Genomic DNA, 20,087 nt, shown 5'->3' with positions numbered 1-20,087 from the left:
GGGGTGGCGGGGCGGCGCCCGGTCAGTCCGGCGTCGTATGCCGGTGGCGCGCCCAGGCGGGCAGCACGAACCAGCACAGCAGGTACCAGGCGACGACCCCGCCCACCAGCCAGGGCACGACGGTGTTGTCGGTGGCGACCCGCAGGATGAGCAGGAGGGCGGCCGTCAGCGTGCCGAGCAGGAGGACGAGCCCCAGGAACATCAGCCGGGAGGCCCACACCACCGCATGCGGCTTGATCCTGCGGCCCGAGACGATGCGGTGGAACGACACCGGGCCGATCAGGGCGCCCGTCGCCGTCGATCCGAGGATCACGGTCACGACGTAGATCGTCCGGTCGGTGTCGCTCAGCTCCTCGAACCGCGGAGTGAAGGCGACCGTCAGGAGAAAGCCGAACAGGATCTGCACGCCGGTCTGGGCCACCCGCACTTCCTGGATCAGCTCGCTCCAGCGGCGGTCGGCGCGCTCGGTCTCGGTCTCGCGGCGGCCGTCGTCTCCGGGCTCGCTGTTCGACGCGTCCACATCACGAGTCTGCCCGCGAACCACCGGCCCGACAAACGGGAGGGCCGATGCTGATTCGAGTGGTCTCGGGCGGGCAGGCGGGTGCTGAGTGATCGTGGAACCGTGGAACCCACCCCATAGGGAGGCACCCCGTGCTGCTGGCGCACCCCGTCGTACTGGAAGACCTGCTGGAGCGCTACAAGGCCCTCGCCCTGCTCCGCGCCGATCAGGGAAGTGCCGAGAGCCGGCAGGCGTACGAGGACGTGGCGTACAGCCTGTGCCTGGCCACCGGCACCAGCGACGTGGACGCCGCCGTCGTCGCGGCGGGTCACCGGCTGCCGGGCGCCAGGACCCTGGACGACTCCCTGCTGGCGACCTGAACGCTGCTCACTTCCCGGCGCCGTGCCAGACGGTCGTGGCGTTGCAGAACTCGCGGATGCCGTGGCCCGAGAGCTCCCGTCCGTAGCCGGAGCGCTTGATGCCGCCGAAGGGCAGGCCGGGGTGGGAGGCGGTCATGCCGTTGAAGAACACCCCGCCCGCCTGGAGATCCCGTACGCACCGCTCGACGTCGGCGTCGTCACGGGTCCACACATTTGAACTCAGGCCGAACGGCGTGTCGTTGGCCAGTGCCACGGCTTCGTCGAGGTCCGCGACGCGGTAGAGCGTGGCCACCGGGCCGAACGCCTCCTCGCGGTGGATCCGCATCCGCGGGGTGATGTCCGCGAGGACGGTCGGCGCGTAGTACCAGCCTCGTTCCCGTTCCTTGGGGCGCTGTCCGCCGCACAGCGCGGTGGCGCCGTGGGCCAGCGCGTCCTCGACGAGCTCTTCCAGGTCGCTACGGCCCTGCTCGGTCGAGAGGGGACCGACATCGGTGTCCTCGTCCATCGGGTCGCCGACGGTCAGCTCCCGCATGCCGGCGACGAACCGGTCGCGGAAGGCGTCGTAGACGTCGGCGTGCACGATGAAGCGCTTGGCGGCGATACAGGACTGCCCGTTGTTCTGCACCCGGGCGGTCACCGCGGTCGTCGCGGCGCGCTCCACGTCGGCGCTCGGCAGTACCAAGTAGGGGTCGCTGCCGCCCAGTTCGAGGACGGTCTTCTTGATCTCGTCGCCCGCGGTGGACGCGACCGAGCGTCCCGCGGGCTCGCTGCCGGTGAGCGTCGCGGCGGCCACCCGCCCGTCACGCAGGACGTCCTCGACGGCGTCCGAGCCGATGAGCAGCGTCTGGAAACAGCCCTCAGGGAAGCCGGCGCGGGTGAAGAGGTCCTGGAGGTAGAGGGCGGTCCGCGGCACGTTCGACGCGTGCTTGAGCAGGGCGACATTGCCCGCCATCAGGGCGGGGGCGGCGAAGCGCATGACCTGCCAGAGCGGGAAGTTCCACGGCATCACGGCCAGGACGACACCGAGCGGGCGGTAGCGGACCACCGCCCGCGAGGCGCCGGAGTCGGTCACGTCCTCCTGCGCGGGATGCTCGTCCGCGAGCAGCCCTTCGGCCCGCTCCGCGCACCAGCGCATAGCCTTGACGCACTTCGCCGCCTCGGCCCTGGCCGCCTTCACCGGCTTGCCCATCTCCGTGGTCATGGTGCGCGCGATGTCCGGAGTGTCCTCCTCCAGGAGATCGGCGGCGCGGTTGAGGAGCCGGGCGCGCTCGGCGAAGCCGGTGGTGCGATGGCGGGCGTACGCGCTCTCCGCCGTCGCGAGGCGGTCCTGGATCTCGGCGGCCGTGAGCGGCTCGAACGTCTGGAGCGTCTCCCCGGTGGACGGGTCGACCGTGGCGATGGGCATACGGTTCCTCCTCGGATCCTCGGTGCCCAGGTCCTGGTGCGGCATACGGTGCGGCCCCGGGAATTTCAGCCTAGGCGGAGGCCAAGGAAGGGGCATGCCGACCGCCTGGATGCCGCGCTCGTGGAACGTGGTCGACCCGATGGTGGCCGGTACCGTGCGGGCCCACAAGAAGGTGGTCCGGGGCGGGCGCCGAGGTGGGCGGGCCCGGGTGCCGGGCCCGCCCGGGGGTGCCGGGGGCCGCGTCAGCAGCTGAGGTTCGAGCCCGGTGTGGTGCCCAGGATCTGGGTGAAGGCCTTGTAGCGGTCGATGCGGCTCTGGACCTGGCCGGGGTTGCCGCCGTTGCACTCCAGGCTGCCGTTGATGGCGCGGATGGTCTCACCGAAGCCGGCGCCGTTGACCATGGCGTTGTGCGGGGTCATGGTGCCGGGGCCGTTCTGGGTGTTCCAGTACCAGAGGCCCGTCTGCCAGGCGATGGCCGGGTTCTGCTCGACCAGGTAGGGGTTGTTGAGCAGGTCGATGCCGAGCGCGTCGCCCGCGGCCTTGTAGTTGAAGTTCCAGCTGAGCTGGATCGGGCCGCGGCCGTAGTAGGCGGCCTGCCCCGCGGGACAGCCGTAGGGCTTGTTCCTGTCGCAGTAGTGCGGGTAGTTGGCCTCGTTCTGCTCGACCACGTGCACCAGGCCGCCCGTCTCGTGGCTGACGTTGGCGAGGAACGCCGCCGCCTCCTGCCGCTTGACCGTGTCGCTGCCGGTGTTGGCGAAGGCCGGGTAGGACTTGAGCGCGTCGGTCAGACCCTTGTACGTGTAGAACGAGTTCCGGCTCGGGAACATCTGGTTGAACTGGGCCTCGCTGACGACGAAGCCGGACGGGTCGGGGTTGCCCGGGTCCGTACCGCCGCCGCACGAGCCCTGGTCCGCCCAGACGTCGGCGCGGCCCGGCGTCTCGTTCTGGGTCCACCACTTGGCCGTCCAGTTGTGGCCGTTGTGCGAGGCCGACTTGCCGCCCGTGTAGACCGACGAGGAGTTCCACGGCGCGGCGCACTCGGCCGCGGACGCCGAGACGGCGGCCGGGCCCAGGACGATCATCGCGCCGAGTGCGGCGAGCGCTGCCGCGAAGCTGGTGATGCGTCTGATCATGCCAACTCTCCTTATGGGCGGCGCGGTTGCGGGGGTCGCGCCGCCATGGGGTGTCCGCGACTCAAGCGAAATGGTCTGGACCTGTCAAGGTCTAGACCAGAGGGGAAAGGTAAAACCTGCAACGGTCCAGCGGCGGTCCAGCGCACTTCCTTGCGCACTTCGATCGTTCGGCCTTGATCGTTTGACAGCTGAAACATGGGATGTTCCCATGTCCATATACATGGGATGTTCCCATGTGTGGCGCCCTGATCTTCCAGAAGCGCTCCCGAGAGAGAAGGTGCCGCCCGATGCCGCTGCGCAGTGCCGCCCGGACCAACCTCGTCGACCTCGTCATCGCCCAGATGGAGAGCCTCATCACCGACGGCGAGTGGCAGGTCGGCGAGAAGATCCCGGCCGAGCCGCTGCTCGTGGAGCAGCTCGCCGTGGGCCGCAACACCGTGCGGGAGGCGGTCCGCGCCCTCGTGCACACCGGCATGCTCGAACCCCGCCAGGGCGACGGCACGTACGTGCGGGCCGACAGCGACTTCGGCGCGGCCGTGCAGCGCCGACTGCGCAGGGCGGGCGTCCTGGAGGCGTACGAAGTCCGCGCCTGCCTGGAGCGGGACGCCGCCCGGTACGCCGCGGAGCGCCGGACAAGTGAGGACCTCGCGACCCTGCGGGCCGCCCTCGCCGAGCGCGACGCGGCGTGGCGGAGCGGGAACACGGCCGCCTTCGTCGACGCGGACATGGCCTTCCACCGCACCGTCGCCGACGCGGCGCACAACAGCGTCCTCGCCGAGCTGTACGGACACCTCAGCGACGCCCTGCGCTCCACGGTGCAGTCAGTGATCGGCGCGCCCGTCCCCGACTCCGTCCGGCACCAGTTCGCGGCGCACGAGGCGATCGTCGACGCCATCGAGGCGCGCGACGCCGCAGCCGCGGAGGCCGCGGTGCTCGCCCACATCGGCGAGGGCATGGCCGCACTGCGCGAGCAGCCGCTGGACGGCTCCGACGACGACGCGGGCGAAACGGGCGCCGTACCCGGGATGTAGGCGTAACCGCACAGGAGAAGCGAGTGGGGGCCGCACATGTGGAGCAAGCGGGGGCCGCACATGAGAAGCAAGCAGAACGACAGCCGAAAGCAGCAGCACATGAGTGAGACAGCAGTGCCGGCCACCGGCGAGGCCGCACACGACCGCACCGCCACCGACCCCGAGCCCCCGGCGCCGCCCGCCCCGACCGCCGGGCGCCGCGCCCTCTACCTCGCCCTCGGCGTCGTACTCCTCGCGCTCAACCTCCGCCCCGCCCTCGTCGCCGTCTCCCCGCTCGCCGACACGATCCGCGACGACAGCGGCATGTCGGCCGCCGCGACGAGCCTCCTCACCGCGCTCCCGCTGCTCTGCTTCGGCCTCCTCGCGCCCGTCGCGCCACGGCTCGGCCGTCGCCTCGGCATGGAGCGTGCGCTGCTCGCCACGATGGTGCTGATCTGCGCGGGCACCGCCCTGCGCCTGGCCGACTCGGTGGTCGCGCTCTTCGCGGGCACCGTCGTCATCGGCGCGGGCATAGCCGTCGCCAACGTCCTGCTGCCCGGCCTGATCAAGCGCGACTTCCCCGCGAAGGCAGGCCTGATGACCGGCCTGTACTCGATGTCGCTGTTCGGCGGCGCCGCGCTCGCCGCCGGGGTCACCCTGCCCGTGCAGCAGGCCAGCGGCATGAACTGGCGGACCACGCTGGCCTGTTGGGGTGCCCTCGCCGTCATCGCCCTGTTCGTGTGGCTGCCGCAGACCCGGTCGCGCACGCGGGTGAGCGCGGCGGCGGCACGGCAGGCCGCCCATCCCGTACGCGGCCTCTGGCGCTCCCCGCTGGCCTGGCAGGTCACCGCGTACATGGGCCTGCAGTCCCTCAACTACTACGCGGCCGCCGCATGGTTGCCCACGGTCTTCCAGGATGCGGGGATGGGTGCCGGGGACGCCGGATGGATGCTCTCCTTCTCCTCGCTGCTCGGCATCGCGGGCTCCTTCCTCGCCCCGGTGATCGTCGGCCGGCGGCTGCGCGCGGGCACTCTCGCCGCGCTCGGCGCCGTGCTCTGCGCGCTCGGCTTCGGCGGCCTGCTCGCCGCGCCCGTCGGCGGCGCCTATCTGTGGATGACGCTGCTCGGCCTCGGCCAGGGCGCGGCCATCAGCCTGGCGCTGCTGTTCATCGTGCAGCGGGCCCCCGACGCCCGGCACGCGGCGCAGCTCTCCAGCATGGCCCAGTGCTTCGGCTACATCCTCGCGGCCACCGGGCCGACGCTCCTGGGCGCCGTCCACGACGTCGCGCACAGCTGGACCGTGCCGCTCGTCCTGCTGCTCGTCCTGCTCGTGCCGCAGGTCGTGGCGGGATTCGGCGCCGCTCGTGACCGGCACGTGGCGGGCATCGGCTGACGCCGGGTCGGGCAGGATGCATCCGGTGCGGTTCTCCACGGCGCACCGTCTCGGATCGAGAAGGGTGCAGCGATGACGGATTCGGACGGGCAGTTCGCGGTCTCACGGGCGACGCTCGACGACTGGCGAGTGGTGACGGGCTGGGCGGCGGACGAGGGCTGGAACCCCGGTCTCGGCGACGCCCCCTCGTTCTTCGCGCAGGACCCCGACGGGTTCTTCCTCGGCCGGATCGACGACGAACCGGTCTCCGCGATCTCCGTGGTCAACTACGGGGACAGCTACGCCTTCCTCGGCTTCTACCTGGTCCGCCCCGACCAGCGGGGCCGCGGTCTCGGCCTCGCCACCTGGCGGGTGGGCCTCGCCCACGCCGAGGGCCGGACCGTGGGCCTGGACGGCGTCCCAGCCCAGCAGGGCAACTACCGGCGCTCCGGCTTCGAACTCGCCCACGGCACCCTGCGCTACATCGGCCCGCTGCCCGCGGTCGACGTGCCCGACCGGCACGTACGCCCCGTCGAGGCGGCGGGCCTGCGGGCGCTCCTGGCGTACGACAGCGCATGCCTGCCCGCGGACCGGCGCCGCTTCCTGGAGTCCTGGCTCGCCGCTCCGGGCCACCGCGCCCTCGCCCGCGTCGTCGACGGCAGACTGACCGGATACGGAGTGCTCCGCCCCGGCCGCGACGCCCGGCGCGTCGGGCCGCTGTTCGCGGACACCCGCGCCGACGCCGAGGCCCTCCTGGACGCACTCGCCGCCGAGGCGGACGGCGACCTCGTCGCGATGGACGTGCCCGAGACCAACCGGGAGGCGGTGGCGGTGGCGGAGGCGCGCGGCATGAAGCCCACGTTCGACACGGCCCGCATGTACACCGGCCCGATCCGCGCCTACGCCCAGGAGCGGGTCTTCGGCGTCACCTCGCTCGAACTCGGCTAGGAGGCTGGAAGGCTGGAAGGCTGGGGGAGCGCGATGTCCCGTGACCCCATGCCGCGAACGCGGGCCCGCACAGCAGCCAACACCACACGCGGCAGTACAACTGATACGTCAGCGTGTCCTGGCGCGGGCTGCGCGGCAAACAGGAGCGCGAAGGCCCCCGCGACGCCGGTGCGCGCCCCTGTGGTGCCGTCAACCGCGCAAGGTGTCGATGAGGGCCGCGGTCTCCATCGCCCCGCCGCCCGCCGCGACATGGCGCCGCATCAGGGCGAAGACCGGAGCAAGCAGCTCGGCGCTCACGCCGTACTGCTCGGCCGTGCCGGTGAAGGTCGGGATGCCCGCGGCCTGCATCCCCAGGCTGGAGACCACGCCGGTGGTGTAGTCGCCGCTCTCCAGGCGCGCCGCCGTGTCGTGCACCATGCCGCTCATCGCGCCCAGCCAGCCCGCGAGCAGCGGCGCGAACTCGGTGGGCTTGATGTCCTGTTCGCCGCGGATCAGGGCGAACGCGTGGGTGACGCCCGCGAACATGCCGTACATGCCGCTCAGCAGGGCGATGTCGTGCAGGGCGGCGAAACCGGCGTCCGTACCGACGAAGTTGGTGCCGAGCGGGACGGCGAGGGCGTCCCGATGCGCGTCGAACAGGTCGCGGGAGCCGCTGTAGAAGACGTAGCCGCCCGCCTCCGGGACGCCGACCATCGGCGGAACGGCCATGATGCCGCCGTCGAGGAAGCGTGCGCCGCGTTCGGCCGCCCACTTGGCGCGGGCCCGCGCCGACTCGGGGGTGCCGGTGGTCAGGTCGACCAGGTCCTTGCCCGTGAGATCGACGCCGTCGAGCGCCGAGGTGACCGAGGCGTCGTCGAGCAGGACCGTCACGACCAGCGGGCCGGCCGCGACGGCTTCGGCGACGCTCGACGCGACCCTCGCACCTTCCTCCGCGAGGGCGGCGGCGCGGGTCGGCGTGCGGTTCCACACCGTCACCTCGTAACCGGCGGCGAGCCAGGCGCGGGCGAGCGCGCCGCCCATCGCGCCGAGCCCGAGGAGCGTGATTTTCCGGTCTTCTCCGTCCTTGATATCAGTGTTGTTCTTGCTGGTCAGGGCGTTGTTCGTCAGGTTCTCCGTCATGTCGGCAACCCTCGCCCCGCGGGATCGGACCCACAAGTACGCACTGTGAAGTCACTGGTTACCGAGAGGGAAGCATCCAGGTCCTCGCGGTGTTGGAAGGATGGAATTTTCCGTACGGGGAGGGTGTGGGGACGTTGGCGAGTGAGCGGATGCGGCCGGGGCGCTATCACTGCGGGGTCGACGCCGCGCTCGGCGTGATCGGCGGCAAGTGGAAGGTGGTGCTGATCTGGGCGCTCGCCGAGCACCCCGGCATCCGGTTCGGGGAGCTGCAACGGCAGGTCCCGGGCATCAGCGTCAAGGTCCTCGCCTCCCATCTGCGGGAGTTGGAGGAGGACGGCATCGTGCGGCGCGTCGCGTACGACGAGGTGCCGCCCCGCGTCGAGTACTCGCTCACCGACGCCGGTGTCCGCCTCAACGCGGCGCTCACCTCGCTCGGTTCCTGGGGCAGCGACCACATCCTCGGCGGCGGCCACGGCCCAAAGGCGGAGTACGCCGCGGCTGCTACGACCTCGACGTCACCCTAGGACCTCCCCCTGGGCTCCCTTCTCCCAGCTGCCCGGTGGACCCATTCTTCTTCGGCTGGCACATCACCCGGTCCACGAGGCTGCTGATGGCCTGCTGGGTGTGCTTGTCACCGTCGCCGGTGGCGAGCACCACGGCGGTGCGGGTCGCGTCCGGGGAGACACCCACCCAGGTGCGGTAGCCGGAGACGCCGCCCGGGTGGGTGAAGTAGCTGCCGCCGCAGGACAACGGGAACTTGCCGAGCCCGAGTCCGTACTCCGCGCCCAGCTGCGGCGCGGGCACCGTGGTCGTCATCTCGTCGAGCTGCGCCGGTCCGAGCAGCCGACCGCCGAGCAGGGCGGTGTAGAAGCGGCCCAGGTCGTGAGAGGTGCTGATGATGGACCCGGAGGCGTCGACCGCGCTCGGGTTGAACCTCGTGACGTCGACGGTCGTGTCGGTGCCGAACGCGCTGTAGCCGTGGGCGTGCGGGCCGGGGATGAACGGGGCGGTGCCCGGCGCACTGGTGTCCGCCAGACCCAGCGGGCCGATGATGCGGGCCTCCACCTCCTTCGCCCAACTCCTGCCGGTGACCTTCTTGATGATCATTCCGGCCAGGATGTAGTTGGTGTTGGAGTACGACCAGGCGGGCGCGTCGTCGGGCGTGGGGTGCCGCATCGCCAGCGCCACCAGCTCCTCGGGGGCGTAGGTGCGGAACCGTTCGGCCCGGTAGCCCGCGGCGCTGTTGAGCGCGGGGACGTCGCCCAGCACGTCGGGGATGCCGCTGGTGTGCTGCAGCAGCTGCCGGACGGTGATCGACCTGCCGTCGTGCCCCTCGCCCCGGACCACTCCGGGCAGCCAGTGCTCGACGGTGTCGTCCAGGGACATCTCACCCTCGGCCACGAGCTGCAGCACGACGGTGGCCGTGAAGGTCTTGGTGGCGCTGCCTGTACGGAACTTTCCGCCCCACGGCACCGGCTTTCCGGTGCCCAGTTCGGCCCTCCCGGCACGTGCCCTGCCCCGCGCCTGCGGAGACCGCACCTCGGCGAGCACCCCAGCGGCCCCCGTGCGGTGAATCGCGTCCACTTCCTGCTGGAGCGGGTCGGCCGGTCTCGGCTCCGCCGACGCCGTCGCGGGCCCGGCCGATGCGGCCAGGAGGGCCGCGGCGAGGCCGATCGGCACGAGCAGCCCGTGCCGGCGTCTACCGGATAGATGCATGGTGGTCCCCAGTTCTGTGCGGGTCGCCTGTGGGTCGGCGTCCATCCCAGCAGCGGAGGGCGGACCGTCCCATCCGGCTTTCCCCCGGTCGGGGCGAGGGTCACCCTCAGGCGCGACCTGTGGTCAACCCCCGTACAGGAGTGGGAAATTGGGTGTACGCACGTCGTACGCCGCAGGGTGCGAGCGGCGACGCGCGGGGTGAAAACGCAGCCCGAGCCTTGACCTCAAGTTTGGTTGAGGTCCTAACGTTATCCACATGAGCATGGAAACGACGGCATGGACGCAGATGTACAGCGTCATGCATGCCCAGCAGGACCAACGCCCCTTCGCCCGCGCCACACTGCGCCGCATCGGCGTCTTCGCACGGCCCCACCGCCGACGCATCTGGCAGTTCGTGCTGCTGAGCGTCGTCACCGCACTGCTCGCCGTGGCGACACCGGTCCTCGCCGGGTACGTCGTCACCGCGATCGTATCGGGCGACGACTCCTCGACCGTCGTGCGCTACGCCCTGCTCATCGCGGCCATCGCCCTCGCCGAGGCCGGACTGGGACTGGTGAGCCGCTGGCTGTCGGCGAACCTCGGCGAAGGGCTCATCCTCGATCTGCGCACCGCCGTCTTCGACCACGTACAGCGCATGCCCGTCGCCTTCTTCACCCGTACCCGCACGGGAGCACTGGTCAGCCGCCTCAACAACGACGTGGTGGGCGCACAGCGGGCGTTCAGCAACACGCTGTCCGGTGTCGTCGGCAACATCGTCACGCTGCTGCTGACCCTCGTCGTCATGATGACCCTCTCCTGGCAGATCACGCTCCTCGCACTGGTACTGCTGCCGATCTTCATCGTCCCGGCCCGCCGGATGGGCTCACGGATGGCCCGGCTCCAGCGCGAGGCCGCGCACCACAACGCCGCCATGGGCACCCGGATGACCGAACGCTTCTCGGCGCCCGGCGCCACCCTCATCAAGCTCTTCGGCAGGCCCGGCGCCGAGTCCGCGGAGTTCGCCGAGCGCGCCCACCGGGTGCGGGACATCGGCGTACGCACCGCCATGGCGCAGTCCGCGTTCATCACCGCGCTCACCCTGGTCTCGGCCCTCGCGCTCGCCCTCGTGTACGGCCTCGGCGGGTACTTCGCGCTCGAAGGCACCCTGAAGGCGGGAGCCGTCGTCTCGCTCGCGCTGCTGCTCACCCGCCTGTACGCGCCGCTCACCTCGTTGGCCGGCGCCCGCGTCGAGGTCATGAGCGCACTCGTCAGCTTCGAGCGGGTCTTCGAGGTGCTCGACCTGAAGCCGCTCATCGACGAGAAGGAAGACGCGGTACCGGTACCCGAAGGGCCCGTCGCCGTCGAGTTCGACAACGTACGGTTCGCCTACCCCTCCGCCGACAAGGTCTCCCTCGCCTCCCTCGAAGAGGTCGCCACGCTCGACACCCGCGGCGGCGACGAGGTGCTGCACGGGCTGTCCTTCCGCGCCGAGCCCGGCCAGACCGTCGCGCTCGTCGGATCCTCCGGAGCGGGCAAGTCGACCATCGCGCAACTGCTCCCGCGCCTGTACGACACCGACGAAGGCACCGTAAGGATCGGCGGCGTCGACGTACGGGACCTGTCCGCCGCGTCCATGCGGGCCACCCTGGGCATGGTCACGCAGGACGGCCACCTCTTCCACGAGTCCGTCCGCGCCAACCTGCTCCTCGCCCGGCCCGGCGCGAGCGAGGACGAGCTGTGGGACGTCCTGCGGCGGGCCCGCCTCGAAGACCTCGTACGCTCCCTGCCCGACGGCCTGGACACCGTGGTCGGCGAGCGCGGCTACCGCCTCTCCGGCGGTGAGCGCCAGCGGATGACCATCGCGCGACTGCTCCTCGCCGGACAGCGGGTCGTCATCCTCGACGAGGCGACGGCCCACCTCGACAACACCTCCGAAGCCGCCGTACAGGAAGCGCTGAGCGAGGCGCTCGAAGGCCGCACCGCCATCGTGATCGCCCACCGGCTCTCCACGGTGCGCTCCGCCGACCAGATCCTCGTCATCGAGGCGGGACAGATCGTGGAACGCGGCACGCACGACGAACTCCTCGCCCTCAGCGGACGGTACGCGGAGCTGTACCGGACCCAGTTCGCCAAGGGGACGGAGCCGGTGGACGCGCCGGAGGTCGTGGAGGCGGCCTAGGGCCTCTCCTTGAACCCCTCCATGAACCCCTCCAATCGTCCACCAGGAGTTCATCGGTTCCCCACCATCGTCACGTTCTCCCGTGAGAGAAACCCTCCATGTGCGATGACGAGTTGATACCGCCGAGCGCGGATCTGACCGAGGACCAGTGGCTGAAGGCCGATCCGGCCCTGGCCGAAGGGCCGGTGGGGGAGCGGGTCCGGGAGATGCGGGCACCGCGGCGGCGGACCGTGCTGGGCGGTGTGGTGGCGGGAGCGGCCGCCCTGACCGTGCTGCCGGGCGGGGCACCGGCCCCCGCGGCCGCCGCGGCCCGCACCGGCAAGTTCCCCCTGCCGACCGCCCCCAACCGGTCCGGGGAGTACGCGGTGCTGCTCACCGGCGACGCCGGTACGGGCGAGGAAGCACAGCACGCGGTGGCCGCCGCCGCCCGCGAGGTGTGCCGCGCCGAAGGCATCGGCCTCGCGGTCGGCCTCGGCGACAACATCTACGAGAACGGCCCCGAGTCCGCCGACGACTCGGAGTTCCGCACCAAGTTCGAGGATCCCAACTCCGGTGTCGACATCCCCTGGCTGATGGTCCTCGGCAACCACGACTGCTCCGGGCTGATACCGGGCAGCGGCGGCGACCCCTCGCGCGGCGACCGCGAGGTCGCCTACGCCGCGTACTCCCCCCGCTGGTACATGCCGAGCCGCTACTACAACGTGGCACTGCCCGCCGCGGCCGGCAGCGACCCGCTGGTGGAGTTCTTCGCCCTCGACACGAACCCCGTCGCGTCGTACGTCACCCAACTCGACCCGCGCTACCGGTGGAACGGCCCCTACATGCGCGAGCAGCGCGCGTGGCTGGACGGCGCCCTCACCGCGTCGCGGGCCCGCTGGAAGATCGTGCTCGGCCATCACCCGTACCTGAACAACGGCGAGCACGGCAGCGCGGGGTCGTACGACGGCTTCGTGATCGGCCACTACACCTCTGGCATCCACCTCAAGGAGCTGTACGAGGAGGTGGTGTGCGGGCGGGCCGACGTGATCCTGTCCGGCCACGACCACACCCTGCAGATCCTGGAGCCCACGGCCCGCACCGGCGGCACCCGGCAGATCGTGTGCGGCGCCGCGGCCAAGTCCGGCGACGGCAAGGCCCACTTCGACCACCCGTCGACCTGGCAGAACTTCTCCGACCACGGCTTCATGGTGCTGAAGGTGTCCGAGCGGGCGATGACGGTCGAGGCCTACACGGTCGACGTCGCCACACGCACGGCCCGCCTCGCACACCGCACGCGCACCCGTTCTCCCCTGCGCAGCGGGTCCGGCGCGTCGCGCTGACCCGCCCGCCGGGGCCGCGGCCCGGCAGCGGACCGAAGTGGCGGCCGCCGGTGTGCTGGCCGATGCTGTGACTGTGGCGGGCGGTCGGGCGTGCAGCCGGTACGTCAGCGAACGACAGCGCGTCGACGTCGTCGAGTACGTACAGGAGGCCCGTGTGATCACCACGCCCCCCGAGCTGCCCGAACACCGTCAGTCGCTCGGCGCCCCGGAGCGGCGGACCGCGGAGCTGTTCGCCCGCTTCGTCGAGCAGGAGGCGGCCGACGTGCCGCTGCCCGGCCGGTCGACGGCGCGCCGGTTCGCCGCTCTCACCGCACTCGGGCGGCGTGACCTGTCGCTGGCGCGGCTCGCCGAGGGGCACCTGGACGCGGCGGCGATCCGCCACGAAGTGGAGGGTTCGGAGCCCGGCCCGGGGGAGCGGTGGGGGGTATGGGCGGCGCGTCCGCCGGGCCCCGGCGTGCACGCGGCCCGGACCGGCCGGGGCTGGAAGCTCAGCGGCCTCAAGCCGTACTGCTCCGGCGCCCGTGCCTGCACGCACGCCCTGGTGAGCGCAGACGCGGACGACGGCTACCGGCTCTTCGCGGTGGCGCTCGCGCACCCCGGCGTGACCCCGGTGCAGGGCACCTGGCCCGCGATCGGCATGGCCGGCAGCGACAGCCTTGACGTGTCCTTCGCCGACGTGCCCGCGCGTGCCGTCGGCGAGGTGGACGCCTATCTGGACCGGCCCGGTTTCCTGCACGGCGGCGTCGGCGTCGCCGCCTGCTGGCTCGGCGGTGCCCACGCGGTCGCCGCACCGCTGTACGAGCGAGCCGCGACCGGACGCCTCAACGATCACGCGGCTGCCCACCTGGGCACCGTCGACCTGCTGCTGCACACCGCGGACACCCTGCTGCGACAGGCGGGCGAGGCCATCGACGCCGACCCCCTCGACGGGCGCGGTGCGGCACGGGTGCGCGGCCTGCGCGTACGGGCACTGGTCGAGAAGGTCTGCACGGAGGTCCTCGACCACGTGGGGCGGGCCACGGGAGCCGGACCGCTGTGCCACGACGAGGAGCACGCCCGCGCGGTGGCGGATCTGACGGTCTACGTACGCCAGCACCACGCGGAGGCGAACCTCGCCGAACTCGGCCGCCTGGCCATCGCGGAGACCGCGGAGACCGCGGAGACCGCGGGAGCCGCGCGATGAGCACGCCGCGGACCGCTGGCCGTGCGCGTACGAAGAGCGGTGCGCGCACGAAGAGCCGTGCGCGGACGAGACGGGCCGCCGCCGCGGCAATTGACGCACGGGGCACCGACGAGACGGTGTGGCGGGCAGCGCGCCTGCCGGAGCGGCTGCCGCGCCTCGGCCTTCCTGCGGGGCCGGTCGTGGTCGTGGCGGCCCACCCCGACGACGAGGTCCTGGGGTTCGGCGGCACCATCGCCGCCCTGCTCGCCACCGGCGTCGAGGTCCACACCGTGTGCCTGACCGACGGGGAGGCCTCCCACGGCCCCGCATCGGCTTGTGCACAGGCCGAGTTGGCGGCGCGGCGCCGCGGTGAACTCGCCGCGGCCCTCGGCGAACTCGGACCGCTGCCCGATCCGGTGTACGCCGCACTGCCCGACACCTCCCTCGACGCGTACGAGGACGACGTGGCGGCGCTGACCCGCGAGGTCCTCGACACGGTCGGGGCGGCCGTGTGCGTGGCGCCGTGGGAGGGCGACCTGCACAGCGATCACGAGGCCGCGGGCCGGGCCGCGCGGCGCGCCTGTCTCCGTACATCGGTCCCGTTGTGGTCGTACCCGGTCTGGATGTGGCACTGGGCCGGCCCCCAGGACCCCCGCGTGCCGTGGCACCGCCTCGGCGTCCTGCCGCTCGGCGCCGCCGCGCTCGCCCGGAAGAAGGCGGCCCTCGCACGCTTCGCCAGCCAGCTGGAGCCCCGCGGACCCGGCATCGCCCCCGTACTGCCGCCGCAGGAGATCGCCCACCACACCCGAGCCTTCGAGACGGTGCTGCGATGAACACCCCCGTCGGCTACTTCGACGACCAGTACGCGCGGGCCGCCGACCCCTGGCACCTCGACGAGCGGTGGTACGACCGCCGCAAATACGCCCTGACCGTGGCGGCACTGCCCCGGCCCCGCTATACGCGGGCGTTTGAACCCGGCTGCTCGGTGGGCGTGCTGACCGAACTCCTCGCCGCCCGCTGCGACCGCCTCCTGTCCACCGACCGCAACGCGGCGGCCGTCGACACGGCCGCCCGGCGCACCACCGGCCAGAAGCATGTCGGCGTGCGGCAGATGACCGTGCCCGAGGAGTGGCCGGAGGAGCCCTTCGACCTCGTGGTGCTGTCCGAGCTCCTCTACTACTTCGACGCCGACACCCGTACCCGGCTGCTCGACCGCAGCGTGGCGAGCCTGACCGCGGGCGGCCACCTGGTCACCGTGCACTGGAACCACCCCGTCGCCGAACACACCTGCACGGGCCGGGACATCGCAGGCCACCTCGACACCCTGACCGGCCTGAGCCGACTCGCCCGCTACGACGACCCCGACTTCACCCTCACCGTCCACGAACACCGCTCGGACACGGGCCCGGCGCTCTCCCCGGCCCGCGCGGAAGGGCTTGCGTGATCCCCGCGGCCCTGGCCGTCGTGGTCCCCGCGCACAACGAGGAGCGCCGCATCGGGGCCTGCCTGCGCAGCGTGCACCGGGCCGCGGCGCGGGCCGCACCGCTCCCCGTACTGGTCGTGGTGGCGGCGGACGCCTGCACGGACGCCACCGCGACTCTCGCGGCCGACGGCGGGGCCGAGGTCGTGAAGACCCTAGGGCGCAACGTCGGAGCCGCGCGGGCGGCCGCCGCGGGCCGCGCGATGGAACTGCTCGCGGACACCGGCTCCGGCGTGTGGCTGGCCATGACGGACGCCGACAGCACCGTGCCCGAGAGCTGGCTCACCCACCAGGCCGCCCTGGCCCGCCACGGCCACGACGCGGTCCTCGGCACCATCCGGCTCGCCGAGACCTCGCCGAACTCCCTCGTAGCGGCGCGGCACGACGCCGACTACTTCCGCACCCGGCCCCCGGCCGGCACGGGCACGGCGTGGGAACACCCGCACGTCCACGGCGCGAACATGGGTCTGTCGGCGGCGGCCTACCGGCAGGTGGGCGGCTTCGCCGCGCTGCCCACCGGCGAGGACCGCGACCTCGTACGACGACTGATGGCGAGCGGCCACCGCATCGCCCGCACCGACCGTCACCCCGTCCACACCGCGGCCCGCCTGCGCGGCCGGGCCCCCGGCGGCCTCGCCGACCTGCTCGCCGCGACCCGTTAGCCCGCCAGCCCTCAAGGACGCCGTATGGCGTCGGCGCCCACGTCGCCGTCGACGAGTTGGCGGCACAGCTGGATCAGGCCGATCCGGTGGGAGCGGGCATGGCGGCGCACGGCGTCGAAAGCGGTGTCCACGTCCGTGTTCCAGCGTTCGGCGAGGATGCCCTTGGCCTGCTCGATGACGACGCGGCTGGTCAGAGCCGCGTGCATCTGGGCACGTCGCTGGTTGGCGTGGGCGACCGTGCGGTGCTGCAGGATGGCGATGGTCGCCACGTCCGCCAGGGCCTGCGCCACCCGCGCGTCGGCGGCGGAGAGGTCCTGCGGGCGGGTGTCGAAGAGGTTCAGCGCGCCGATGACTTCCTCGCGAAGGCGCATGGGCAGTGCGTGGGTCGCGCGGAAACCGGCCTGGCGCGCCCGCGCCGCGAAGACCGGGAAAGGCGCGGTCTGCTCGGGCGAGGTCAGGTCGATGTTCAGCCGCACCGTGCCGCTGCGATGGCACTCCACGCAGGGGCCCTGGTCGTGCTGGAGAGCGAAGAGTTCAAGCAGTCTCGTGTGCTCGTCGGAGGCGGCGATCAACTGGAGTGTGCCGCCGGGGTCTTCGAGCATGACACCGACCGCCGACACATCGAGCAGCTCGGTGCAGCGATCGCACAGCTTGTGCAGGAAGTCGATCAGGTCGAAGTCGTCGACGAGCGTGTCGACCGCGTCGATGACGGCCGCCAGCAGGCGTTCTTCTCGAGTCATGGCCAATCAGTCCCTCTGCCGGCCATACACGCCCGGCTCGTCTTCATCGTCTTGGCGAAAATGCACCCGCCGTGCCACCACGTCCTCGGCGACCTCGACCACAGGGCGGCCGTGCCGGAAGGCGTGGGCACGCAGCCGGACCAGCGCTTCGGCCAGGGATACGTCGGCCTGCACACTGATCATCCCGGCGGCCTGGTGCACGGCGGCCCGGTAGAAGTGCGAGCCGTTCTCCCCGGCCGTGAACGCGTCCCACTGCTCACTGTCCCGGACCAGCGCGGCGGTCAGGGCGTGCGTGACGAGTAACGCGTCGTCCGACGGCCGCTCCTGAGGCGGGCCGGTCCTGGCACGCTGCAACGTCATGGCGCCCAGGCACGCACTGCCCGCCCGCAACGGAAGGCAGAACACCGCACCGATTCCCAGCGCCAGAGCCTCGGGCAGCAGGGCCGGCCACCGGTCCTCCGGCTCCCGCGCCAGATCGGGCGCGGCGACCGCCCGGCCCGAGGCGGCGACCTCCGGTCCAGGCCCCTGCCCCAGCGTGAACTGCAGGTCCTCCAGGTATGTGCTGACGCCCTCGGAGGCCCACAGCAGCTCGTTGAACCGGCCGCCGACCGTCACGGACACCGCCACACCGTCGAAGCCCAGCGCATGGGCGCACCGCGCCGCATCGGCCCCGACCAGACCTCCGCTGCCGGGTGCCGGGCGCAGGCTCCCCAGTACGGCGGCAAGGTCGCCCCTCATGGTCACGATCACCCACCCCCCGCCTGGCCGAACCCATGTCGTCCTGCCTGGCCGAACCCGTCCGGGAAACGGCTGCGCAAGTCTATGGCGCCGGAGCCCCGCTTTCCGTACAGGCAGCGCTGCCGGGCGGCGCGGGCATAGGGTGGGACCGCAGGCTGCCCGCTTTCAGCAGATGATTTCGTCTCGCACGGCAACCCTGACAACGGCAACCCTGACATTGGCTTCCGATCTTGGGCAGTATCGGCGGTGAGTGCCAAAGATCGGAAACAAGGCCATGTGCACCGTCCTGGGCGCCCTCTCGCTGCCCGCGCCCCGCGCCCGGATCCTGTGACCGCCCACCGGGCGATGGCCGCGGAGCTTGCCGCCCTCCACCTGGACCACCCCGACCCCGCGAGCAGCCTGACCCGGGCGTGCCGGGCCGCCCTCGGGCCCTCCTGGTCGGCCGGACTGACGCTGGCGGCGGACGCCGCGCTGGCGCAGCGCGTCTCCCTGGCCGCCGACGGGCCGTTGGCCTCCCAAGGGGAAGCCCTGCAGATCAACCTGGGCGAAGGCCCCTGCGTCGAGGCCCTCAGCCGCCGCAGGCCGGTGCTCGCCCCGGACCTCGACGACCACGACGCGACCGGCAACTGGCCCGTTTACGCGGCCGAAGCCCGCGCCCACGGCATCCGGGCCGCCTTCGCGCTCCCCGTCGCCGTTCCCCGGCACAGCAGCCCGCAGCCGGGGCTCGTACTGTCGCTCTACCGGGACCGGCCCGGCGTCCTTTCCGACGGAGACCTGCACACTGCCCGTGCCCACGCGGACGCCGCCGAACTGCTGCTCCTCTCCGTCCCCGCTCCCGGTGAGGACGATGCCGCCGAGGCCTGGCTCCTGCCCGCCGACGCCGTCGTCCACCAGGCCACCGGCATGATCAGCTACCGGCACGGCCTCACCGCGGGTCAGGCCCTCGCGCTGCTGCGCGCCCACGCGCACACCCGTCATACCGATCTGGCCGAAGTCGCCCGTAATATCGTCCATGAGGGCCTGCGCCTGCCCGATCTGCCGCAGTTCCCCGAAAGCTGAGGCCGGGGGGGAACTGCCCTGGTCCGAGCGTTCGCGGGGCCGCTGTCGGACCACTGTCCGTGGCAAGCATGTGCGGGGCATGCGGTGGTGATTCCGGGGTAAGCGGATTGTTGAATGACGACGCTTCGGCAGTGAGGCGAACTGTATGAACCTGGCTGGGCAGAGTGAGGAGCAGGGACTCCTCGCGGGCCGCCCCATCGAGACGTCCGCGGCTTTCGACGGCAGCGAAGAGATCGCTGTCGCGCGCGGGATGGCTCGTGACTTTCTGGCATCGTTGCAGTCCCTGCACGGACTACCGGTGTCGGCGAGGGTGGTCGGCATGATTCAACTGGTGGTGAGCGAGCTGGTGACCAACGCCCGCAAATACGCTCCCGGGCCGTGCCTGCTGACCCTGGGGGTCGGTGAAGGGGCGGTCGAAGTGACCGTGTGGGACAGCAGCGCGACGATGCCGGTGGTCCTCGCCCCGGACGCGAGCCGGATCGGCCAGCACGGACTGGAGATCGTGACGGCGGTGTGCCGCAGTTTCGAGGTGCACCGCGAGCCCGTGGGCAAGCGCATCAAGGCCGCCGTGGTCCTGGCCGACGAGCCGGTGGGTGAGACGGCGGGGCAGCAGGTGGTGTGACCGGGCGGCGGCCGGCCACACGGTGACCTCGGACCCTGACCGCTTCCGCGGGCGGACGGGTGGCCTCACGCTGCCCGCGCCCCGTGGTGCGGGGCGGGCCGATTGGCCGGGCGGGGTCGGGGTACCGGTGTGAAACTGGGCGCTATGCCCACAAAGGGCGCCGCCGCACCTACGAAGACGTGCCGTGCGCGGTGTCGATGAGGAAAGCGAGGCCACCATGCCGGCTGGATCCAGCAACAAGCGTGAGCGTCAGTACGAGCACATCAAGGACAGCGCCGAGGACCGCGGGGCGTCCAAGGGCCGCGCCGAGGAGATCGCGGCGCGCACGGTCAACAAGGAGCGGGCCCGCTCCGGCGAGTCGAAGACCGCGAGCAGGACGTCGACGAAGGACCCGAAGTCGGCTTCCCAGCGCGGCGGGGAGCGCTCGCACAGCGGTGCTCAGGGTCCCACGAAGGACCAGCTCTACGAAGAGGCCAAGAAGAAGAACGTCGACGGCCGTTCCTCGATGAACAAGCAGCAGCTGAAGAAGGCGCTGGGGCGCTGAGCGGCCGGAGCTGACGCCCGCG

At 72.0% G+C, this 20,087-nt stretch carries 22 protein-coding genes; 15 read left to right on the top strand and 7 right to left on the bottom strand.

The window, feature by feature from the left end:
• Nucleotides 1–22: 22 nt before the first annotated feature.
• Nucleotides 23–520, bottom strand: coding sequence for a DUF6328 family protein (locus ABZ953_RS26240; protein ID WP_361728056.1), 498 nt, complete (start codon nucleotides 518–520; stop codon nucleotides 23–25).
• A gap of 131 nt (nucleotides 521–651) precedes the next feature.
• On the opposite strand from ABZ953_RS26240, the gene ABZ953_RS26235 reads away from it, so the two are divergent.
• A complete protein-coding gene (locus ABZ953_RS26235; RefSeq protein WP_361728053.1) occupies nucleotides 652–879 on the top strand; it encodes a DUF5133 domain-containing protein in 228 nt (75 codons plus the stop codon).
• Nucleotides 880–886: 7 nt separating this feature from the next.
• Here ABZ953_RS26235 and ABZ953_RS26230 read toward each other — a convergent pair whose 3' ends face one another.
• Entirely contained in the window at nucleotides 887–2,284 is a 1,398-nt protein-coding gene (locus ABZ953_RS26230) for an NADP-dependent succinic semialdehyde dehydrogenase (protein ID WP_361728051.1), read from the bottom strand.
• 94 nt (nucleotides 2,285–2,378) lie between these two features.
• Here ABZ953_RS26230 and ABZ953_RS26225 point away from each other — a divergent pair, with 94 nt between their 5' ends.
• Entirely contained in the window at nucleotides 2,379–2,537 is a 159-nt protein-coding gene (locus ABZ953_RS26225) for a hypothetical protein (protein WP_361728049.1), read from the top strand.
• Here ABZ953_RS26225 and ABZ953_RS26220 read toward each other — a convergent pair.
• Nucleotides 2,527–3,417: a glycoside hydrolase family 19 protein gene (locus tag ABZ953_RS26220; protein ID WP_361728046.1), complete on the bottom strand. Its 891-nt coding sequence runs from the start codon at nucleotides 3,415–3,417 to the stop codon at nucleotides 2,527–2,529. The two genes, ABZ953_RS26225 and ABZ953_RS26220, sit on opposite strands and share 11 nt — an antisense overlap.
• Nucleotides 3,418–3,704: 287 nt before the next feature.
• Between ABZ953_RS26220 and ABZ953_RS26215 the strand changes: the two genes are divergently transcribed.
• The 3 genes from ABZ953_RS26215 (at nucleotide 3,705) to ABZ953_RS26205 (ending at nucleotide 6,746) form a co-directional block, all read left to right on the top strand.
• Complete coding sequence (locus ABZ953_RS26215; protein ID WP_361728044.1) at nucleotides 3,705–4,448, top strand: FadR/GntR family transcriptional regulator; 744 nt, start codon at nucleotides 3,705–3,707, stop codon at nucleotides 4,446–4,448.
• Nucleotides 4,449–4,547: 99 nt separating this feature from the next.
• Nucleotides 4,548–5,819, top strand: a complete 1,272-nt coding sequence (locus ABZ953_RS26210) for an MFS transporter (protein ID WP_361728041.1) — start codon at nucleotides 4,548–4,550, stop codon at nucleotides 5,817–5,819.
• A 72-nt stretch (nucleotides 5,820–5,891) separates the two neighbouring features.
• Nucleotides 5,892–6,746: a GNAT family N-acetyltransferase gene (locus ABZ953_RS26205; RefSeq protein ID WP_361728038.1), complete on the top strand. Its 855-nt coding sequence runs from the start codon at nucleotides 5,892–5,894 to the stop codon at nucleotides 6,744–6,746.
• Between the two features lie 189 nt (nucleotides 6,747–6,935).
• On the opposite strand, the gene ABZ953_RS26200 is transcribed toward ABZ953_RS26205, so the two are convergent.
• On the bottom strand, nucleotides 6,936–7,865 hold the full coding sequence (locus ABZ953_RS26200) for an NAD(P)-binding domain-containing protein (RefSeq protein ID WP_361728035.1): 930 nt from the start codon (nucleotides 7,863–7,865) through the stop codon (nucleotides 6,936–6,938).
• A gap of 149 nt (nucleotides 7,866–8,014) precedes the next feature.
• Here ABZ953_RS26200 and ABZ953_RS26195 point away from each other — a divergent pair, with 149 nt between their 5' ends.
• On the top strand, nucleotides 8,015–8,389 hold the full coding sequence (locus tag ABZ953_RS26195; RefSeq protein ID WP_361728312.1) for a helix-turn-helix domain-containing protein: 375 nt from the start codon (nucleotides 8,015–8,017) through the stop codon (nucleotides 8,387–8,389).
• Here ABZ953_RS26195 and ABZ953_RS26190 read toward each other — a convergent pair.
• Nucleotides 8,367–9,626, bottom strand: coding sequence for a serine hydrolase domain-containing protein (locus ABZ953_RS26190; protein ID WP_361728032.1), 1,260 nt, complete (start codon nucleotides 9,624–9,626; stop codon nucleotides 8,367–8,369). The genes ABZ953_RS26195 and ABZ953_RS26190 overlap by 23 nt on opposite strands.
• A 211-nt stretch (nucleotides 9,627–9,837) precedes the next feature.
• On the opposite strand from ABZ953_RS26190, the gene ABZ953_RS26185 reads away from it, so the two are divergent.
• From ABZ953_RS26185 to ABZ953_RS26160, 6 genes are all read left to right on the top strand, one after another.
• A complete protein-coding gene (locus ABZ953_RS26185; RefSeq protein ID WP_361728029.1) occupies nucleotides 9,838–11,739 on the top strand; it encodes an ABC transporter ATP-binding protein in 1,902 nt (633 codons plus the stop codon).
• Between the two features lie 98 nt (nucleotides 11,740–11,837).
• On the top strand, nucleotides 11,838–13,058 hold the full coding sequence (locus tag ABZ953_RS26180; RefSeq protein ID WP_361728026.1) for a metallophosphoesterase: 1,221 nt from the start codon (nucleotides 11,838–11,840) through the stop codon (nucleotides 13,056–13,058).
• Nucleotides 13,059–13,131: 73 nt separating this feature from the next.
• Nucleotides 13,132–14,241, top strand: coding sequence for an acyl-CoA dehydrogenase (locus ABZ953_RS26175; RefSeq protein ID WP_361728023.1), 1,110 nt, complete (start codon nucleotides 13,132–13,134; stop codon nucleotides 14,239–14,241).
• Nucleotides 14,238–15,053: a PIG-L family deacetylase gene (locus ABZ953_RS26170; RefSeq protein WP_361728021.1), complete on the top strand. Its 816-nt coding sequence runs from the start codon at nucleotides 14,238–14,240 to the stop codon at nucleotides 15,051–15,053. The genes ABZ953_RS26175 and ABZ953_RS26170 overlap by 4 nt, the downstream gene beginning before the upstream one ends.
• Nucleotides 15,050–15,664 (top strand): SAM-dependent methyltransferase, encoded by a 615-nt coding sequence (locus ABZ953_RS26165; protein ID WP_361728018.1) that lies wholly within the window; start codon nucleotides 15,050–15,052, stop codon nucleotides 15,662–15,664. The genes ABZ953_RS26170 and ABZ953_RS26165 overlap by 4 nt, the downstream gene beginning before the upstream one ends.
• Entirely contained in the window at nucleotides 15,661–16,362 is a 702-nt protein-coding gene (locus tag ABZ953_RS26160; protein WP_361728015.1) for a glycosyltransferase, read from the top strand. Before ABZ953_RS26165 ends, ABZ953_RS26160 begins: the two co-directional genes overlap by 4 nt.
• An 11-nt stretch (nucleotides 16,363–16,373) precedes the next feature.
• On the opposite strand, the gene ABZ953_RS26155 is transcribed toward ABZ953_RS26160, so the two are convergent.
• Both ABZ953_RS26155 and ABZ953_RS26150 read right to left on the bottom strand, forming a co-directional pair.
• Nucleotides 16,374–17,102, bottom strand: a complete 729-nt coding sequence (locus ABZ953_RS26155) for a GAF and ANTAR domain-containing protein (RefSeq protein WP_361728012.1) — start codon at nucleotides 17,100–17,102, stop codon at nucleotides 16,374–16,376.
• A gap of 6 nt (nucleotides 17,103–17,108) precedes the next feature.
• A complete protein-coding gene (locus tag ABZ953_RS26150) occupies nucleotides 17,109–17,840 on the bottom strand; it encodes a GAF domain-containing protein (RefSeq protein WP_361728309.1) in 732 nt (243 codons plus the stop codon).
• A 327-nt stretch (nucleotides 17,841–18,167) separates the two neighbouring features.
• Here ABZ953_RS26150 and ABZ953_RS26145 point away from each other — a divergent pair, with 327 nt between their 5' ends.
• From ABZ953_RS26145 to ABZ953_RS26135, 3 genes are all read left to right on the top strand, one after another.
• Nucleotides 18,168–18,899, top strand: coding sequence for a GAF and ANTAR domain-containing protein (locus ABZ953_RS26145; protein ID WP_361728009.1), 732 nt, complete (start codon nucleotides 18,168–18,170; stop codon nucleotides 18,897–18,899).
• A 145-nt stretch (nucleotides 18,900–19,044) separates the two neighbouring features.
• Nucleotides 19,045–19,521 (top strand): ATP-binding protein, encoded by a 477-nt coding sequence (locus ABZ953_RS26140; protein WP_361728007.1) that lies wholly within the window; start codon nucleotides 19,045–19,047, stop codon nucleotides 19,519–19,521.
• Nucleotides 19,522–19,738: 217 nt separating this feature from the next.
• Nucleotides 19,739–20,065 (top strand): plasmid stabilization protein, encoded by a 327-nt coding sequence (locus ABZ953_RS26135; protein WP_361728004.1) that lies wholly within the window; start codon nucleotides 19,739–19,741, stop codon nucleotides 20,063–20,065.
• Nucleotides 20,066–20,087 lie beyond the last annotated feature (22 nt).

Origin of the sequence: Streptomyces sp. NPDC046465, from assembly GCF_040646035.1 — a bacterium.
In the GTDB taxonomy this organism is placed as follows: Bacteria; Actinomycetota; Actinomycetes; order Streptomycetales; family Streptomycetaceae; genus Streptomyces.
This window is presented reverse-complemented; position numbering and strand designations above follow the sequence as displayed.

What these genes read in the sequence shown, in the direction of transcription:
- ABZ953_RS26230 (WP_361728051.1), bottom strand. Translation starts at nt 2,284, where the DNA reads ATGCCCATCGCCACGGTCGACCCGTCCACCGGGGAGACGCTCCAGACG.
- ABZ953_RS26225 (WP_361728049.1), top strand. Translation starts at nt 2,379, where the DNA reads ATGCCGACCGCCTGGATGCCGCGCTCGTGGAACGTGGTCGACCCGATG.
- ABZ953_RS26220 (WP_361728046.1), bottom strand. Translation starts at nt 3,417, where the DNA reads ATGATCAGACGCATCACCAGCTTCGCGGCAGCGCTCGCCGCACTCGGC.
- ABZ953_RS26215 (WP_361728044.1), top strand. Translation starts at nt 3,705, where the DNA reads ATGCCGCTGCGCAGTGCCGCCCGGACCAACCTCGTCGACCTCGTCATC.
- ABZ953_RS26210 (WP_361728041.1), top strand. Translation starts at nt 4,548, where the DNA reads ATGAGTGAGACAGCAGTGCCGGCCACCGGCGAGGCCGCACACGACCGC.
- ABZ953_RS26205 (WP_361728038.1), top strand. Translation starts at nt 5,892, where the DNA reads ATGACGGATTCGGACGGGCAGTTCGCGGTCTCACGGGCGACGCTCGAC.
- ABZ953_RS26200 (WP_361728035.1), bottom strand. Translation starts at nt 7,865, where the DNA reads ATGACGGAGAACCTGACGAACAACGCCCTGACCAGCAAGAACAACACT.
- ABZ953_RS26195 (WP_361728312.1), top strand. Translation starts at nt 8,015, where the DNA reads ATGCGGCCGGGGCGCTATCACTGCGGGGTCGACGCCGCGCTCGGCGTG.
- ABZ953_RS26190 (WP_361728032.1), bottom strand. Translation starts at nt 9,626, where the DNA reads ATGGACGCCGACCCACAGGCGACCCGCACAGAACTGGGGACCACCATG.
- ABZ953_RS26185 (WP_361728029.1), top strand. Translation starts at nt 9,838, where the DNA reads ATGAGCATGGAAACGACGGCATGGACGCAGATGTACAGCGTCATGCAT.
- ABZ953_RS26180 (WP_361728026.1), top strand. Translation starts at nt 11,838, where the DNA reads ATGTGCGATGACGAGTTGATACCGCCGAGCGCGGATCTGACCGAGGAC.
- ABZ953_RS26170 (WP_361728021.1), top strand. Translation starts at nt 14,238, where the DNA reads ATGAGCACGCCGCGGACCGCTGGCCGTGCGCGTACGAAGAGCGGTGCG.
- ABZ953_RS26165 (WP_361728018.1), top strand. Translation starts at nt 15,050, where the DNA reads ATGAACACCCCCGTCGGCTACTTCGACGACCAGTACGCGCGGGCCGCC.
- ABZ953_RS26155 (WP_361728012.1), bottom strand. Translation starts at nt 17,102, where the DNA reads ATGACTCGAGAAGAACGCCTGCTGGCGGCCGTCATCGACGCGGTCGAC.
- ABZ953_RS26150 (WP_361728309.1), bottom strand. Translation starts at nt 17,840, where the DNA reads ATGAGGGGCGACCTTGCCGCCGTACTGGGGAGCCTGCGCCCGGCACCC.
- ABZ953_RS26140 (WP_361728007.1), top strand. Translation starts at nt 19,045, where the DNA reads ATGAACCTGGCTGGGCAGAGTGAGGAGCAGGGACTCCTCGCGGGCCGC.
- ABZ953_RS26135 (WP_361728004.1), top strand. Translation starts at nt 19,739, where the DNA reads ATGCCGGCTGGATCCAGCAACAAGCGTGAGCGTCAGTACGAGCACATC.